Raw genomic sequence first — 16,189 nt, 5'->3', positions numbered from 1 at the left:
AGTTAAATTATTATCTGGGGGCGTCCGGTCACAGGATGGGATATCTTATGGACATTGATCTGGTAGACCGGGTTCAAGTTCTCCGGCGTCAGCACTTCCTCCGGAGTTCCCTGCGTTACCAATCGGCCTTGGTCCAGCAGCAACAGGTGGTCGCAGAACTGTCCGGCCAGGTTCAGGTCGTGCAGAACCACCACCGACAACACTCCTTTGGACTCGGCCAGTTCCCTAACCAGAGACAGGATCTGTTTCTGGTGCTTCAGGTCCAGGTGGTTGGTGGGCTCGTCCAGCAACAGGACCGATGTAGTCTGAGCCAAAGCCCGGGCCAGCACCACCCGCTGGCGCTCGCCGCCGGAAAGGCTCCTGATGGGCCGGTCTTTAAACTCAAAACAGTCGCATTCTCGCATGGCTTGTTCGGCGATCCGGTGGTCTTCCGGTCCTTCGGGCTGGAGTGGCCTTAAGTAGGGGCTGCGGCCCATCAGCACGATCTCGTAAGCGGTGAAGTCAAAGGAGAACAAATTGTCCTGGAAGACCACGGCCATCTTCAGGGCCAGCTCTTCCGGGGCAAAACTTTCCAGGTCTTGGCCGGATATATTTATTTCTCCTGAAGATCCTTTTTTATCCAGCATTCCGCCTAAGCTCAGGCAGAGGGTGCTTTTGCCGGACCCGTTGGGGCCCAGCAGGCCCACCACCTTTCCCTTTGGCAGGGAAAAACTGACATCATTCAATGCCTTTAACGGGCCATAGCTATATGAAAGGCCTTTTACTTGTATCATAACCCGTTCCTCTTTTTGCGCCGCAGCAGGTAAATGAAGAACGGCACGCCCAAAAGCGAGGTGATCACTCCCACCGGGATCTCCTGGGGGGCGATGGTCCGGGCCAGGGCGTCTGCCAGCACTAAGAGATCTGCTCCCAGCACCACCGACAGGGGAAGCAGCCTGGAATTCTTGGGACCGGCGATCATCCGGGCCAGGTGGGGGACCACCAGCCCCACGAAGCCGATCACTCCGGCCAGCGAGACCACCGCCGCCACCATCAGGGCCGAGGCCAAAAGTATCCGCACTTTCAACTTCTCCACCTTAAGCCCCAGGCTTTGGGCAGGCTGTTCCCCCAAAGAAAGAAGGTCCAGGTTGCGCCCCTGGTTCCAGAGGTAGCCGGTACAAAATACAATAATGGCGGCACAGACCCACAACAGATAGAGGCTTTGGGTGCCGAAGATCATCCCAAGGTTGCCCATCAAAAGATAGATCATCTCCTGCAGCTGGCGCCCGGCCAGAGCCAAAAGCAGCATGATCAGGGCCGAGAAGAAGGCGTTGACTATTATTCCGGAGAGGATCACCGTCTCCGCCGGCAGCCTGGACCCAACCTTGCTCAAACTGTAGACTACATAGAGGGCTAAAAGGCCGAAGGCCAGCGAGAACAAGGGCAGTCCCAGAGCTCCGCCCAACCCGGCCGAAAGTCCCATCAGCAGGGCCAAAGCCGCCCCAAAAGCCGCGCCTCCGGAGACGCCCAACAGATAAGGTTCGGCCAGCGGGTTGCCCAGGGCGGCCTGCAGGGCCGCACCGGATGAGGCCAGCCCGGCTCCGGCCAGCATCCCCAGCAGCACCCGGGGTAGGCGGATGGCCATCACCTGCGGGTCGCTTAACAGCCCAAAACCGGCCGGCCCGGAAGCAAGTCCCAGCAGGCCGGTCATAAGGCTTAAGGGCGCCAGGTAATACCAGGCTTTGATGTTACGGCGCATAGAATATCCCATGAAGTATCTTCAATCCTTCCGTGAAACGGGGGCCGGGGCGCAGGATCACGTCCTGGTCCAGTCCGGGGTAGATCTTTCCGCTTTTGACGGCGGAGATGTTCTGCCAGCCCACCCGTTGCCTGATCTGTTCTTTGCCGGTCTGGGGGTGGAGCACGATTATGATGTCGGGGTCGCCTTTGACCACCAGCTCGGGATTGACTGCGGCGTATGATGAGGGGATGCTTCCGTTGACATTGATGCCCCCGGCCAGGGCTATCATCTGGCCGATGAAACTGGAGTCTCCGGCGGCGAACAGGGGGGAGGAACCCAGCTCGGCGAAGACCTTCGGCCTTTGATTCATAGGCACCTGATCCACCGCGGCTTTGATTACAGCCAGCTGAAGATCCATTTCCCGGTTCAAGGAATCCGCCCGGCTCGGACAATCCAATATCATGCCCAGCATTTTTACCGCCCTTTGGATGTCGGCCACGGTCTCGTCCTTAAAGCAGAGCACCGGAATGTTCAGGGCTTCAAACTTCTTAAGCAGCGGGCTGGGCCGGCTGCCGATCATCAGGGCCAGGTCCGGTTTAAGCGAGACCATCCGCTCAAAGTTGGGGCTCATCATGTCGCCCACCACGGTCTTCTCTTTGGCTTGGGGCGGCCAGTTGCACCAGGCGGTGATCCCCGTCAGCCGGTCCCCTCCGCCCAGGGCGTAGACCATCTCCGTCAGGCTGGGGGCAAAGGAGATGATTCTTAAAGGGGCCTTGCTCAGGCTGACGGTCCGGCCCAGGTCGTCGGTAACTACCAGCGCCCCCTCATTGTGCGGCCGGGGCTGGGTGCTGCAGCCCAGGAGGAGCAACAGGAATATGTAATAAAGTGATCGCTTCATGCAGTCGGTGTCCTTGATTATTGATCTGTTCTTAAAAACAAAAACCCGTTCCCCCGGCTTTTTGGCCGGAAGAACGGGCTGGCAATCTTTTAACAAATGCTACATTCAGCCCGGCCTTCCCGCGAAGCCGGAGTACTAGCTGGGAACAGGGGATAGATTTTTGGGATTAGTGAATAAATCTCAGTAATCCAGTCCCAGTTCCCTTTTCAAGGCCGGTCTCCTGGCTTGCCTTTACCAAAGCGCCTTCCCGTCGTAAAACAGTGGCATAAACTTTGGCACTTTGCCCAAGTGACACACAGCATAAAGTAAATTGTCTTTGTGCCTTTGTGTCTTTGTGGCAAAAAAGGTTCACAGTTGCGGGGCAGCTCCCGGTTTTCACGGGATTCCCGATTATCCCCAAAAAAGATGGGGCACCTTGAAGATGGGATTATATTCCAAAACCCATGCCGCTGTCAACAATTGATTTTTTTGACCCGGGGTCAGACAGGAGTGCCTCCGCTAAAGCTATGGCACTCGAGGAAGTCTAATAGATAGCGTAAGCGGATTTACACGATAAAAAAATCAGAATAACATATTCGGGCATTAGGAAAAAATCCAGCCAATTATGTTAATCCTGTCAATTTAGGAGAATTCGGGCAAAAGGCCCCTAGGCAAGAAATATTAAAATATTTTCACTTACCCCTTGACAAGTTGCGGTTATTGTGTTATTATTGCAACAGTAACAATAGAACGTTTGGAGAAGTAGAATCCCGTTTCGGTTGTTAAACCAAAACGGTTTTTTTTATCCCTCCAGACAAAAAACCAAAATTCCAAGGAGAAACATGAGTTTCACGGACAAGACCCTATCCTGCAAAGACTGCAGCAAGCCATTCACCTTTACTGCCGGCGAGCAGGAATTCTACCAACAGAAGGGCTTCCAGAACGAGCCCCAGCGTTGCCCGGATTGCCGTCAGGCTAACAAGAACTCCAAGCGCGGACCGCGCCAGTTGTTCAAGGTGACCTGCGCCGAGTGCGGCAACGAAGCCGAAGTCCCCTTCAAGCCCACCGGCGACCGTCCGGTGCTTTGCTCGGACTGCTTCAACAAGAAGCGCTAATCGTAATTACTGTACATTAATATACGGTAATCAAGAACCCCTCCGTCCCAACCGGAGGGGTTCTTACTTTGTCCCTGGATGCTCCGAACTTATTTTTCGGTGTGCCCAGGGCATTTTTCTATTGACATTACAACAGGTTAGGATATAATTAAAAGTTAAATTACGGATTTTACCGATCCACAATGACCGCAGTCAATTGAAAACAGCAATGAAGCTCAAAGAAGGGATATCCATCAGCAAATCCTCCCCCATAAGCATCAACAGAAACTTAGCTGAAGCATACCGCAAAGAATTATGGCGACGGAGATAATTGACCGTTCTCATTTGAGCGAGAAAGCTTGGAATCTCCTGTTGCAGGGATCTCCGCATTCTTCATTCTATCACGGTTTGGATTGGATAGACGCCTGCTGCCGGGGAATGAGGGGCTACAAGCCTTTTTTTGCTGTGAGCGTCAACGGACAAGGCGAGTTTCAGGCCGGCCTGCCCTTCGTGACCTCGGTCCGATCGGGGATCCGGCAGAATTTATCGCTTCCGTTCGGGACTTACGGCGGCATATTGGCTCTGGCAGATATTGGCGCAGGACAGCTTGATGCTTTTGCCAGGACGGCAGTTCTGGCAATGTCAGGACCTTTGGTGGCCAGGCAGAACATTGTGGATTTCAACGGATTGATTGATTGGGGACTGTACGGATTTGAAGATACAGTGCTTCAGACCCACATCGTAGAGATGGGAGAATATGCCCAAGACCCGTTTCACTTGCGCAAGCGGGGAGCGGTTCAAGCCAGGAAGCATGGGGTGGAGATCAGACCTCTGCGTAACGAGGGTGAGATAAGCATCTGCCATCAGATCATCAAGGACAGGGACCGGCGTCTGGGACAGGCGACCCGATATCCACTGGAACTTTACCGCAGCATTTTCCATTCCATAAGCCCGGGCGGCAGGCTGTGGTGGAGGCTGGCTGTCAGGGAGAACCAGATACTTGGATTTGCCCTGAGCTTTATTGATTCTAAAACTGTTCATTATTGGGATGGTGCTTCATACGGCGCTCAGGCCAGGTACCGGCCCGGAGATGCATTATATGGGGACATCTTCACCATGGCCGCCGGTCGCGGGATCAGGCAGGTCAACCTGGGAGCCTCGCCGCCGGGAGCTGAAGGTCTTGTAGGTTTCAAACAAGCCTGGGGAGGCCGTCCCAAAGAATACCATTCTTATCTGCGTCAAGCAGGCTGGATAAACCTGCTGCAAAAAATAAAGCGCGGAGTAACGGGATGAAGATACTGTTGCTGGGCGATGCAGGCAATCGTCACTTTCTGCGCTGGGCCGACTATTTTGTGGAGCGGGGGCACCAGGTGCACCTGTTGTCGCTGGAGAAAGCCGGGCCGACCCGGGCCGAGGTGCATCAGCTGAAAGCCCCGCCCCTGCCGCGTCCCTTGAGATATCTCAGCGTCATGCCCCAGGTCAGGCGCCTGGCCGGCGCGTTGCGCCCGGACCTGGTCAACGCCCATTTTCTGCCGAACTACGGCTGGGTCTCGGCTTTGGCCGGATTGTCGCCGCTGGCCGTCTCCATCTGGGGCTCGGACATCCTGATCTCAGCTCAAAAATCTCCGTTGCACCTTTGGCGGGCGCGGTATGTCCTTTCCCGGTGCCGGGCGGTGACCTGCGACGGGAACAACCTTTTCGGAGCCTTACAGGAATTGGGAGTGGAACCAGGGCGCATTCTGAATGTCCCGATGGGCATTGAGGAAGAAATCATCGCTTCCCGCAAAAACGGCTGGACCCCGGATAAAAAAATACGGATAACCAGCATCAGGCAGTTGGAGCCGGTATACGATGTGGCCACCCTGATCAGGGCCCTGCCACTGCTGGGGCCAGAAATCAGCCGCATCAGTTTAACGGTGGCCGGAACAGGAAGCCAGGCCGCAGTACTGGCCGGTTTAGCCAGGCAGGCCAATGTTGCGGGATCCGTGGATTTCCTTGGCTCCCTGGGGCACAAGGAGGTGACAGGCCTTTTGCAAAATACCGATATCTATGTCTCCAACTCAATATCCGACAGCACATCGGTCTCCCTGCTGGAGGCCATGGCCTGCGGCTGCCTTCCAGTGGTAACCGACATTCCCGGCAACCGGGAGTGGATAACAGACCGGGAAAACGGATATCTCTTTCCGGCCGGGGATCACGCTTTCCTGGCCCGCTTATTGAAGGGGCTGATCAGCCGTCCGCCGGACGCCGAAGCCATCAGCCGGAGGAATGCGTTGGTCATAAGGCAGAAAGCCCTTTGGAAAAACAATATGGCGGTGATAGAAGAAAGATTTGCCGGGATCACAGGCGATAAATAATCAACAGCAATAGGATCAGTATTTGAAGAAGCGGATAATAATAATCCTTTTATGTCCCCTGCTGGGCTGGGCCTCCCTGGCTCCCAATCAGCTGACCATAATCGACGGGCGGGGCAGCGCCAGGATCACCGAGACGGTGACCTTCGACAAGGAAGAATATATTAGCTTGGCCGACCTGTCGGCCAACTGGAACGCCCAAGCCAGCTGGTCCGAGCTGACCGGCAACGCCGACCTGAAACTGCCGGGGCACACCCTGCGTTTTTCGGCCGACAACACCTTTTTTCTGGCCGACGGAAAATCCTACAATCTGTTCAATCCGGTCCGGCTTTATCAGGGTGAGCTCTACGTACCGATGGAACTTTTCACCCGGTTTCTGATCCCCTTGTGGGGCCGGAGCATCATCTGGGATCAGGGAGGCCGCAAGTTGAGCCTGGGCGGGATCAGCCCGGAGCAGATCAAGATCCCCGAAGCCCGGCGCCGCAATCAGATCCCGGAAAAGCAGGGCATCCAGAAGGTGGTGGTGGATCCCGGACACGGCGGCAAGGACCCCGGTGCGGTTGGTCCCACCGGTTTGTGTGAAAAGGACGTCAACCTGGAGGTGGGCCTGATGCTGAAGGCCATCCTGGAGCAGGAACACAACCTGATAGTGGTGATGACCCGCAGCGACGATACCTTCATTCCGCTGGGCGACCGCACCAAGCTGGCCAACCAGGAGGCGGCCGACGTCTTCATCAGCATCCACTGCAACGCGGCCCCGCGAAAAAAAGTGAAGCTCAAGACCATGCGGGGCTCGGAAACCTACTTCCTATCCCTGGCCAAGACCGACGATGCCCGGGCCACTGCGGCCATGGAAAACTCGGCCATCGACTTCGAGCAGCCCCAGAAGAACGTGGCCAACCAGGACGACGTCCAGTTTATATTATGGGACATGGTGCAGAACGAGTTCCTGACCGAGTCCAGCGACCTGGCCGAACTGGTGCAGGAATCGCTGACCAAAAAAATGCCCGCCGTGCCCAACCGGGGGATCAACCAGGCCGGGTTTTACGTGCTAAACGGCGCCTACATGCCGGCCATCCTGGTGGAGACCTCGTTCATCTCCCACCGGGACGAGGAAAAGCTTTTAAAAAAGCCGGACAACCTGAAGAAGATCGCCCGGGGGATCGCCGACGGCCTGGAAGCCTTTGCCCAAAAGTACAAGAAGGAATTGGGGCAGTAGGGGCAATTCATCATACTGCGCCATCTTTGTCGGCTACGTCGGACACGTGAATTGCCCTTATCTGCCCACGAAATCTTGTCCTGCCTGTACGCCGTAGGAGTGAGCCGAGCCGAAGGAAAACGAAAGCGCACGAAAATCAATATATTATTATCTGGCCCAATAAAGGTTTGAACGGACCCGATAGGACAAATATCGGGTCTGATAAGAGGGTAAACGGGTCCGATATGGCTCTGAACGGGTCTGATGTTGGGCAAAACGGACTCGATAAACCAAATATCGGGTCTGATATGGCAGATACTGGGTCTGATTTACCGGTGATCGGGCTTGTTTTGGGTCAAATCGGATGTGATCAGAGTATGCAAAATAAATAAACACACAAATCAAATCCCATGTCCCAATCTTCTTTCATAGGCATCTTCGACTCCGGCTTCGGCGGGCTGACCCCTCTCCTTCCTCTCCCCGCCTCGGAGAGAGGTTCTGTTATAAGCATTAAATGAATGCAGGTTTGCTTGCCGAGTGTAAATTATGCAATTCGAAAAAATTACAAATCAAGATCTGGTCTTTCTCAGCCCCTTGCAACCCGAGGGATGGGGCGACATCGTTCCGGCCTTCAAGTTCTACCTGGATTCCCCGTTCTGCTTTCCGGTAAAAACAACGGTCAACGATAAGATCGCCGGCATTGGCGCGGCCATTATTCTTAAAAACACGGCCTGGCTGGCCCACATCATTGTGAACTCCGAAAACAGGAAACAGGGCATCGGCGGCGCCATCACCGGTCATTTGCTGGACATCACCCGGGAACAGGGATGTAAAACGGTTTCACTGATCGCCACCGACCTGGGCCGCCCGGTCTATCAAAAGGCCGGTTTTGCCGACCAGGAGGATTATGTCTTTTACGAAAGAGAGGCCCCGCTGAAAAGCGGGAATTCTTCCGATGATATTATGGTTTGCCGGGTGGAACACCGGGCCGGCATACTGGAGCTGGACCGGACCCTGTCCGGGGAAACGCGGGAGCGCCTGCTGGAACCCAATCTGGACAGCGCCTATGTCCACCAACGCAACGGGAAGATAGACGGCTACTATATTCCCGACCTGGGCGAGGGACTGGTGATGGCGGACAACGAACAGGCAGGCCTGGATCTTATTAAGCTGAAATTGTCGCGTTCCAACAAGAACGTGCTGCCGGCCGGCAATGGCCGGGGTATGACCTTCATGCTGGAGAATGGTTTTAAGGAAACCAAGCGGGCCAAGCGGATGGTCCGGGGCCAAAGGTTTGGCTGGCAGCCGGAAAAAATGTTCGGCCGGATCGCGGGCAACCTGGGATAAAAGAATAAGATCATAAACACGTTATCAAAATAAACACACAAATCAAATCCCATGCCCCAATCTTTCCCCATAGGCATCTTCGACTCCGGCTTCGGCGGGCTGACCATCTTCAAGCAGATCCGCCAACTGCTGCCGCTGTACGACTACGTCTATCTGGGCGACAACGCCCGCACCCCTTACGGCAACCGCTCCTTTGAGGCGGTCTTAAAATTCGCCACTGAAGGGGTGGATTACCTGTTCCGGCAGGGCTGCCCTCTGGTGCTGATCGCCTGCAATACCGCCAGCGCCAAGGCCCTGCGCAGCATCCAGCAGCAGTATCTGCCCAAACACTATCCCGAACGCCGGGTGCTGGGTGTGATCCGCCCCACGGTGGAGGTCATCCACAACTATACCAAGACCAATCAGGTGGCGCTGTGGGCCACCCAGGGCACGGTCCGCTCCGACAGTTTTGCCATCGAGATCGCCAAGCACGCCCCGGGGGTCAACCTGATCCAGCAGGCCTGCCCCATGCTGGTGCCGCTGGTGGAGGCCGGGGAGCTGGAGGGAGACGGACTGAAATACTACATCCAAAAATACTGGGAGCAGACCAGATCCCAAAGCCCAAACATAGACACCCTTTTGCTGGCCTGCACCCATTATCCCCTGATCCTTCCCCAGCTCAAGGCCCTGCTGCCCTCTGAAGTCAGGATACTTTCCCAGGATGAGCTGGTAGCGCCGAGCCTCAAGGACTATCTGGTCCGGCACCCGGAACATGAATCCAAGGTCTCCAGGAACGGGAACTGCCGCTACCTGACCACCGATGTCTGCGAACATTTTGACCACCTGGGCGAGATATTCATGGGGCAGAAGATAGCTTCGGAGAAAGTTGATCTTTGATCTCACTGGTTATTTCCTGCCCACGAAATCCACGAAATATTTTCAGGGATGATCCCTTTCAGATTGTACTGGAATATATTTCTCATCCTCCAAAACAACCAGCCAGTAGATTTATTTCGTGGTTTTTCGTGGGTTTTAGTGGGTGGGAAGGCATCTCTAAAAACTTTTATCATCAGGCTGATATGAAACTATTCAATTCCAACTCAAAAACATCCTCGACAATCCAGGACATTCCGGAGCCGGTCGAAGCCCGGTGGAGGCCGTCTGACGACCTGATTGATGTGCTTAAAAAGATAGAAGAGTTCCTGAAGATACTGCCGGATCTGTCGATGAACATCAGCGCCCTGGCCGCAGAGGAGCGGGGGCACCTGGCCAATATCCATGATTTTGGGGCGGCCATGGCCGAGGCCTTTGAGGGGATGGATGCCATCGCCAATTCCTCGGCCCTGGTTACCGGGAACAGCCAGGAGTACAAGCAGGTGATAGCCAGGGCCGGGCAGCAGCTGAAAGGAGCTTTGGATTCCTTTGAATTGGTGGACCAAAGCTACCAGCGCTCGGCGGTGGAACTGAAGGACCTTTTTACCACCACGGCCGAACTGGAAAAACTGGCCGGTCTGATGGCCGGTCTATCGGTAAAGATAAAACAATTGGTGCGCAACGCCGAGATCCGGGCCTTCCACGCCGGCGGCAAGGGAAAAGGATTCGGGGTGATAGCCGAGAATATGAGCCGTCTGGCCGGAGAGATGGAGAAGACGGCCTCCCTGGTTCCCACCCTGACGACGGGGGTCAAGGACAAGATCCAGCAGATGTCCTCCGGGGTGCTGGAATCCCGGCATCTGGTGGACGGGCTGAAATCGGGGGCAGAAAAGGTGAAGGACAAACTGAGTTCCCTTTATCAGTCCAACCAGGGAATGGTGGAGGCTTTTGACCGGATAGGTCTGATGGCCAAGGAACAGCGGGAGCTGGAGAATAAATTGGTGGGCGGCCTGAAGAACATCACCCAGAGTGCCGAAGGGCTGTCGGTCTCCCAGGAAGTGGCGGCCCTGGCGCTGGCCACCGAGACCGGCGAAATGGGACAGGTGGAATTTGCCAAGAATCAGATGGACGAAGCCCTGGGTTTGTGGGAAACCGCCGGCAATCCGGCCGCCCTGCACGAGGCCCGGAACAACTGGATGATGCTCAAAGCCAAACTGCAGGCGGCCTCCGAACGGTGGCGGGACCTGCAGTCCACCATGGACGAGCAGAAAACGGCTCTGGGGGCCGAGGAAGAACTGGCCGGAACCCTGTGGCACAATCTGGAGGCTTTGTTCGAGAACATCAATCTCATCAAGTCAGGCCTGGACGGGATGAGTCAGACCATTGGCAGCAACCGCCAGGATTTTGAAGAGATGAACCAGGGGCTCACCGGATCATTTGACGATCTGGCCCGGGTCAAGACCTGGCTGGACGAGTTTGAGGCCGACCGGGAAGGCATGTCCGGCAAACTGGGAGAGATATCCCAGACCGGCGCCGCCATCAAGGATTTTACCGAGCAGATAAAACTGCTTTCGTTCTACGCCGCTGTGGAAGTGGCCGAGATGGGCCAGGAGGGCGGAGCTTTTGTGGGCATAGTGGCCCAGGCCCAGGCCCTGTCACAGCAGGCGGCCGCCGACTCGGCCAGGATAGGCCCCCTGCTGAAGCAGGTCACCGATCAGTTCTCCCAGACCAGCGATACCATCCGGCAGACCCAGAAGATCATGGCCACCAGCCTGGAATCGGTTTCCCAGGCCAGAATATCACTGGACCTGGCCCGGGATTCCGGCGCGCGGATGGAGCAGATAGTGGCCGAGGCCGGCTTGGGCATTGACCGTCAGCAGTCGCGCCACCAGGAAATCTTCGACCGCTATAGCCATTACAGCCAAAGCTATCGGGAGGTGTCAGCCAAGCTCCAGGGTTTTTCGGGGTTCCTGATTAAGGGCCGGGATTCCCTGGCCTGGTTCGAACGGATGGGTTCATTGGGCCGGGCGGAAATAGAATCGGCCGGGCTTAAAAATTATATTGGGGGCCGGTTAAAGGCCGACATCAGTTCCGATCCCATCACCCTGGATCCGGCCATGATGACCGACGCTACTTCCAACGAAGTGGCGGCCCAGATATTCGAGGGACTGGTCCAGTTCGGGGGAGGGTCCGAAGTGGTCCCTGCTATTGCCTGGCGCTGGAAGATCTCCCCTGACGGTTTAAGCTGGACCTTTTACCTCCGTCGGGGCATAAAATTCAGCCACGGGCGGGAACTGATAGCTCCGGACGTGAAGTACTCCCTGGAGCGGCTGTTAAGCCCGAAGATAAAATCCCCCAACCAGCCTTTTGTGGATATGATCAAGGGCGCTTCGGAATACAGCCAGGGCAAGGCACGGGAAGTTTCCGGGCTTCAGGTCATAGACCACTATGCCATCAAGATCGTGCTCCAGTATCCCTTCATGCCGTTCCTTTCCAATCTGGCCTGCACCATGGCCGCCATAGTTCCCAGGGAATTGGTGGAGGACGGGTCGCAGGATTTCTCCCGCCATCCGGTGGGCTCGGGGCCGTTCATCTTAAAATCATGGGACACCGGAAAGTCGCTGGAGCTGGAGCCCAATCCCCATTACCACGAGCGCCGGATATCGCTGTCGGGGATAAAATATTCCATAGACCTCAAAGATGAACAGAAGACCGAGGCCCTGGCAGCGGGCCGGCTGAATATCACCAATGTCAACAGCCTGCAGCGCCGGGCTCTTTCCCAGGACCGCAACCTGAAGGTGGTCAGCCTGCCCCAGCTCAACGTCCAGTACCTGTGCATCAATGTTTCCCGGGTCTCGCCCTTCGCCGACAAACGGGTTCGCCAGGCCCTGAACTATGCGGTTGACCAGAAAGCGCTGATAGAGACCACTGAACTGGCCGGGGACGCGGTGGCGGCCAAGGGGGTCTTTCCTCCGGAGCTGTGGGCCTTCAACCAAAATTTAGCGGGCTACGGTTACGATCCAGTATTGGCCAAAAAACTGCTGGCCGAAGCCGGATACGCCGGGGGTCTGCCCGGGGAATACCTGCTGGATATCCGGGACAGCAAGGCCCAGATGCAGCGGGCCGAGATCGTCCGCCAGAACTGCCGGGAGGCGGGAATAAACATCAAGATCAACCCCTTAAGCTGGAAGGCCCTGCTGGAGAAGACCTACAGCTGCCAGTCCCAATTGTCCTTCAACGGCTGGAACTCGGACAACGGCGACCCCGACAATTTTCTTTATCCCCTGTTCCATTCCAAGAACACAGGCCGGGCCGGCAACGTGGCCTTCTTCAAGTCGCCGATCATAGACGAAATGCTGGACGAAGCCGTTACCATCCGCGATCCCGGCCAAAGGCTGCTGCGCTACCGCAAGATAGAGGAGATGATAGTGCAGGAGGCTCCCTGGGTATTCCTGTATCACACCGTAAAATCCACCGCAGTCAGGAACACCGTCCACGGGTTCCGGCCCCGGCCCTTTGGTTCCGAGTTGTACAAGCATTGCTGGGTGGAACAATGAGGGATAATGGCTGCTATGCCGTGAATCGTAAATATTGAATAGTGAATTGTAAATTGAATTGTTTCCATGCCGGATGAGCTTCAGATAATAACCGTAACCGTTTCCTCCGCCCAAAGCCGGGTGCGGCTGGACCGTTATCTAAGCTGCCAGGGAATGAACTATTCCCGCAACCAGCTGCAGAAGTTCATCGAATCCGGCCGGGTGCTGGTGGACGGAAAACAAAAACCTCCCGGTTACCTGGTGAAACCCGGCGACGAGATCGAGATCAAAAAGGACCAGTTGGCCGCCCCCCGGCGGGAGCTGTTGGCTGAAGACATCCCTTTGGAGGTGGTATACGAGGACCAGGACCTGATGGTGATCAACAAGCCGGCCGGAATGGTGGTCCACCCGGCTGCCGGCAACCGCCATGGCACCATGGTCAACGCCCTGCTGTTCCATGCCCAAAACCTTTCCCAGGTGGGGGGGCGGGAGCGGCCCGGCATAGTGCACCGGCTGGACAAGGAGACCTCCGGTCTTTTATTGGTAGCCAAGACCGATCAGGCCCATACCCATCTGGCCCGCCAGCTGGAGGCCCGCCAGATAGTGCGCCGCTACCGGGCTGTGGTTTGGGGAGTTTTCAGGGAACCCCAGGGTACGATTTCGGCTCCAATAGGAAGATCAGCTTTTGACCGGAAGAAAATGGATGTCACCAAGCTCAGGGGCCGGCCGGCAGTGACCCATTATAAGGTTATTAAGGAATACCGGATCGCCTCGCTGGTGGAATTGAAATTAGAGACAGGCCGCACCCACCAGATAAGGGTCCACCTGCAGCATTTGGAGCACCCGGTATTGGGGGACCCCGATTATGGCGGCCGGGTGCGTTCCCTGTTCTCACGGTTCGCGTTGAATGATTACGGCCTGGCCCAGAAACTTCTCGACGTTATTGACCGTCAGTCCCTGCACGCTGCGGTGCTGGGGTTTATTCATCCCAACACCGGCAAATACCTGGAATTCAAAGCCCCGTTACCCGGAGATATGGAAAAAGTTTTAAGATTACTGGAACAATGATGGTCAAAAAAACTTTTATTGCTTGACAAAACCACAATATTCCTGATATATTTAATATTTACGGAATTTTGAAAATCCAAAATTTCTGGAGGCTTAAAAATGAAAAGCAACAAGTGGTTGGTTTTATTGCTGGCAATGCTGACCGGGGCCGGTCTGGCCCAGGCTTACCGTCCCCCGTCCTTTGACGGCGGCTGCGGACTGTTCAAGGTCTCCTCGGCCCGCACCATGGGCAAAGGGATGTTGTCGGTGGGCTTTTTGCAGTCAGATTTTAATGGGCGGGATTTAAAGAAGGGAGATCTTTATTTCCAGGGAGACAGTGCCAGCGTTAACGGAGAATTGGACAAACATTACCGGGGAACCCTGAGGCTGATGATCACATATTCTCCGTTGGATCTTTTTGAATTCTCCATCGGGCCGAGAGTCTATGCGGTATATGACAAGCATTCCAACGTGGCCGGGACCACCTTGCGTTACGACAGCCTTAATTACGATCTGGCAATGTTTTGGGTGAAAGACCTCCTGATAAAAACCAAATTTTCATATCAGTCCAAGGAGTATGGCGGAGCGCCGTTCTCATATGCGGTAGGCGCAGAACCTTTTGTTTCAATTGGCTTTCCCACTACTACCTCATATATTTATACAGACAATACTGAACAGCCCGAACATCCCGATTCTAATCTGGTGGCCCACGGCTTTGCCGAACTCAATGCCCACAACCCCGATTTCGGTGCCAAGTTCCTGGGCACACTGACCCTTGGCCCGGCCTCGCTTCATGGGAATCTGGGTTTCCTGAAGGCGGGCAAGGCCAAGCCAGGATATGTCATCAACGACACTTTACTGGTGTATGTTTGGAACACCACCGATTCTGCTTATTTAGCAGACCCAAATAGTAAGGTCCATCCGGCAGTTCCCGGCACTGTGACCAGGGAAAATCAGGTATTGTGGGGGGCCGGCCTGGAAGTGGCCGCCGGACCCTATGTCACATTTTTAATTGAGGCTTCGGGGGAAAAGGCTAAAAGCCAGACCTTTACCTGGGGCAGCCCCGCACGCATCACTCCCGGCATCCGCTTCAACACACCCGGCGGTTTTACCATGGACGGCGGCTGCGAGTTCAAGATGTTCAACGGCTCCACTTCTCCCAACTGGAACGCCGTGTTCGGGTTCTCGGTGACCTCGGGATCTGCCAAGAAGCAGGCCCCGCCGACGGCCACCGTCCTCGCCGGCAAGGTGATGATCGCCGGAACCGATTCCATGCTGGAGGCCACCCTGACCTCGCCCGCCATCAACGGCGGCGCGCCCATCCTGCTGAAACCGGACGGCAGTTATTCCATCAACGTACCGGCCGGCACTTACCGGATCCGGGCCACGGCCGGAGACTCCTTCCTGTGGCAGGAGAAGGCGGTGACCATCATCCAGGGCCAGACCATGGTGGTGGATTTCGGCCTGCGCCGCAAGGAATATCCCAAGGGCAACATCACCGGCAAGATCACCGACAGCAAGACCGGCAACGCCATGGGGGCCACCGTCAGCATCTTCGGGCCGGACAAGGTAATGGTGGGAACCCCGGTGGTCAGCGATCTGTTGACCGGAATATACTCCATCAACCTGCCGCCCAACATCTACATGGTTCAGGTCCAGGCCGACGGCTACAATGCCGAGACCGCGCCGGTGCCAGTAAATGACAAGCAGACATTCATCCAGAATTTCTCCCTGAGGCTGATTCCCAAGAAGGGCGAAAAGGTGGTGCTGAACGGCATCAAATTCAAGACCAACCGGGCCGACATCATTCCGTCTTCCTACAGCATCCTTGACGAAGCCGCCAAGATGCTCAAGGACAACCCCACCATCAAGGTGGAGATCGGCGGGCATACCGACAGCCGGGGCAGCGACGCCAAGAACCAGAGGCTCTCGGAGGCCAGGGCGGTGTCGGTGCGCAATTACCTGATCAACAACCAGGGCATCGCCGGGGACCGGCTGACCGCCAAGGGCTACGGGGAATCCCTGCCGCTGGCCAGCAACAAGACGGTCAAGGGCCGGGCCGAGAACCGGAGGATAGAGTTCGTGGTGATGAGCCAGCAATAGGGCACTATCCCACGAAAGGACACGAAAGAGATTTCTATAGAATCTGTGGTTACAAAGCGGC

12 protein-coding genes and 1 riboswitch are annotated in these 16,189 nt (G+C 55.9%); of the genes, 9 read left to right on the top strand and 3 right to left on the bottom strand.

Annotated features, from left to right (window positions below; genetic code table 11):
- Positions 1 to 2: 2 nt before the first annotated feature.
- The 3 genes from HZA73_10610 to HZA73_10600 are packed head-to-tail and all read right to left on the bottom strand — an operon-like array spanning position 3 to position 2,618.
- The gene (locus HZA73_10610; protein MBI5806478.1) at positions 3 to 773 is read right to left on the bottom strand and encodes a heme ABC transporter ATP-binding protein; all 771 of its coding nucleotides are present in this window, start codon (positions 771 to 773) and stop codon (positions 3 to 5) included.
- The gene (locus HZA73_10605) at positions 770 to 1,738 is read right to left on the bottom strand and encodes an iron ABC transporter permease (protein ID MBI5806477.1); all 969 of its coding nucleotides are present in this window, start codon (positions 1,736 to 1,738) and stop codon (positions 770 to 772) included. Before HZA73_10605 ends, HZA73_10610 begins: the two co-directional genes overlap by 4 nt.
- Entirely contained in the window at positions 1,728 to 2,618 is an 891-nt protein-coding gene (locus HZA73_10600; protein MBI5806476.1) for a cobalamin-binding protein, read from the bottom strand. Before HZA73_10600 ends, HZA73_10605 begins: the two co-directional genes overlap by 11 nt.
- Before the next feature lie 192 nt (positions 2,619 to 2,810).
- A riboswitch (cobalamin riboswitch) is annotated at positions 2,811 to 3,051 on the bottom strand.
- Positions 3,052 to 3,439: 388 nt separating this feature from the next.
- On the opposite strand from HZA73_10600, the gene HZA73_10595 reads away from it, so the two are divergent.
- The 9 genes from HZA73_10595 to HZA73_10555 all read left to right on the top strand — a co-directional run bounded on the left by HZA73_10595 (position 3,440) and on the right by HZA73_10555 (position 16,128).
- Positions 3,440 to 3,712 carry a zinc-ribbon domain containing protein gene (locus HZA73_10595; GenBank protein MBI5806475.1) on the top strand — a complete coding sequence of 91 codons (273 nt, stop codon included), beginning with the start codon at positions 3,440 to 3,442 and terminating at the stop codon, positions 3,710 to 3,712.
- 294 nt (positions 3,713 to 4,006) lie between these two features.
- Complete coding sequence (locus HZA73_10590) at positions 4,007 to 4,984, top strand: GNAT family N-acetyltransferase (protein ID MBI5806474.1); 978 nt, start codon at positions 4,007 to 4,009, stop codon at positions 4,982 to 4,984.
- The gene (locus tag HZA73_10585; protein MBI5806473.1) at positions 4,981 to 6,048 is read left to right on the top strand and encodes a glycosyltransferase family 4 protein; all 1,068 of its coding nucleotides are present in this window, start codon (positions 4,981 to 4,983) and stop codon (positions 6,046 to 6,048) included. Before HZA73_10590 ends, HZA73_10585 begins: the two co-directional genes overlap by 4 nt.
- 22 nt (positions 6,049 to 6,070) lie before the next feature.
- Positions 6,071 to 7,264, top strand: a complete 1,194-nt coding sequence (locus HZA73_10580) for an N-acetylmuramoyl-L-alanine amidase (GenBank protein ID MBI5806472.1) — start codon at positions 6,071 to 6,073, stop codon at positions 7,262 to 7,264.
- 525 nt (positions 7,265 to 7,789) lie between these two features.
- Positions 7,790 to 8,590 (top strand): GNAT family N-acetyltransferase, encoded by an 801-nt coding sequence (locus HZA73_10575; protein ID MBI5806471.1) that lies wholly within the window; start codon positions 7,790 to 7,792, stop codon positions 8,588 to 8,590.
- Between the two features lie 51 nt (positions 8,591 to 8,641).
- On the top strand, positions 8,642 to 9,466 hold the full coding sequence (gene murI, locus HZA73_10570; GenBank protein MBI5806470.1) for a glutamate racemase: 825 nt from the start codon (positions 8,642 to 8,644) through the stop codon (positions 9,464 to 9,466).
- 182 nt (positions 9,467 to 9,648) lie between these two features.
- Entirely contained in the window at positions 9,649 to 12,999 is a 3,351-nt protein-coding gene (locus HZA73_10565) for a hypothetical protein (GenBank protein ID MBI5806469.1), read from the top strand.
- Between the two features lie 66 nt (positions 13,000 to 13,065).
- Positions 13,066 to 14,046: an RluA family pseudouridine synthase gene (locus HZA73_10560; protein ID MBI5806468.1), complete on the top strand. Its 981-nt coding sequence runs from the start codon at positions 13,066 to 13,068 to the stop codon at positions 14,044 to 14,046.
- Positions 14,047 to 14,145: 99 nt separating this feature from the next.
- Positions 14,146 to 16,128, top strand: coding sequence for an OmpA family protein (locus tag HZA73_10555; GenBank protein MBI5806467.1), 1,983 nt, complete (start codon positions 14,146 to 14,148; stop codon positions 16,126 to 16,128).
- Positions 16,129 to 16,189: the final 61 nt, after the last annotated feature.

It is taken from the genome of candidate division TA06 bacterium, from assembly GCA_016235665.1.
Lineage (GTDB): Bacteria > Edwardsbacteria > AC1 > AC1 > EtOH8 > UBA5202.
Note: the sequence above shows the minus strand (reverse complement) of the source record. Positions and strands in the feature narration are given on the sequence as shown.

Coding starts and splice junctions, on each gene's coding strand:
- HZA73_10610 (MBI5806478.1), bottom strand. CDS start 773: ATGATACAAGTAAAAGGCCTTTCATATAGCTATGGCCCGTTAAAGGCA.
- HZA73_10605 (MBI5806477.1), bottom strand. CDS start 1,738: ATGCGCCGTAACATCAAAGCCTGGTATTACCTGGCGCCCTTAAGCCTT.
- HZA73_10600 (MBI5806476.1), bottom strand. CDS start 2,618: ATGAAGCGATCACTTTATTACATATTCCTGTTGCTCCTCCTGGGCTGC.
- HZA73_10595 (MBI5806475.1), top strand. CDS start 3,440: ATGAGTTTCACGGACAAGACCCTATCCTGCAAAGACTGCAGCAAGCCA.
- HZA73_10590 (MBI5806474.1), top strand. CDS start 4,007: ATGGCGACGGAGATAATTGACCGTTCTCATTTGAGCGAGAAAGCTTGG.
- HZA73_10585 (MBI5806473.1), top strand. CDS start 4,981: ATGAAGATACTGTTGCTGGGCGATGCAGGCAATCGTCACTTTCTGCGC.
- HZA73_10575 (MBI5806471.1), top strand. CDS start 7,790: ATGCAATTCGAAAAAATTACAAATCAAGATCTGGTCTTTCTCAGCCCC.
- murI (MBI5806470.1), top strand. CDS start 8,642: ATGCCCCAATCTTTCCCCATAGGCATCTTCGACTCCGGCTTCGGCGGG.
- HZA73_10565 (MBI5806469.1), top strand. CDS start 9,649: ATGAAACTATTCAATTCCAACTCAAAAACATCCTCGACAATCCAGGAC.
- HZA73_10560 (MBI5806468.1), top strand. CDS start 13,066: ATGCCGGATGAGCTTCAGATAATAACCGTAACCGTTTCCTCCGCCCAA.
- HZA73_10555 (MBI5806467.1), top strand. CDS start 14,146: ATGAAAAGCAACAAGTGGTTGGTTTTATTGCTGGCAATGCTGACCGGG.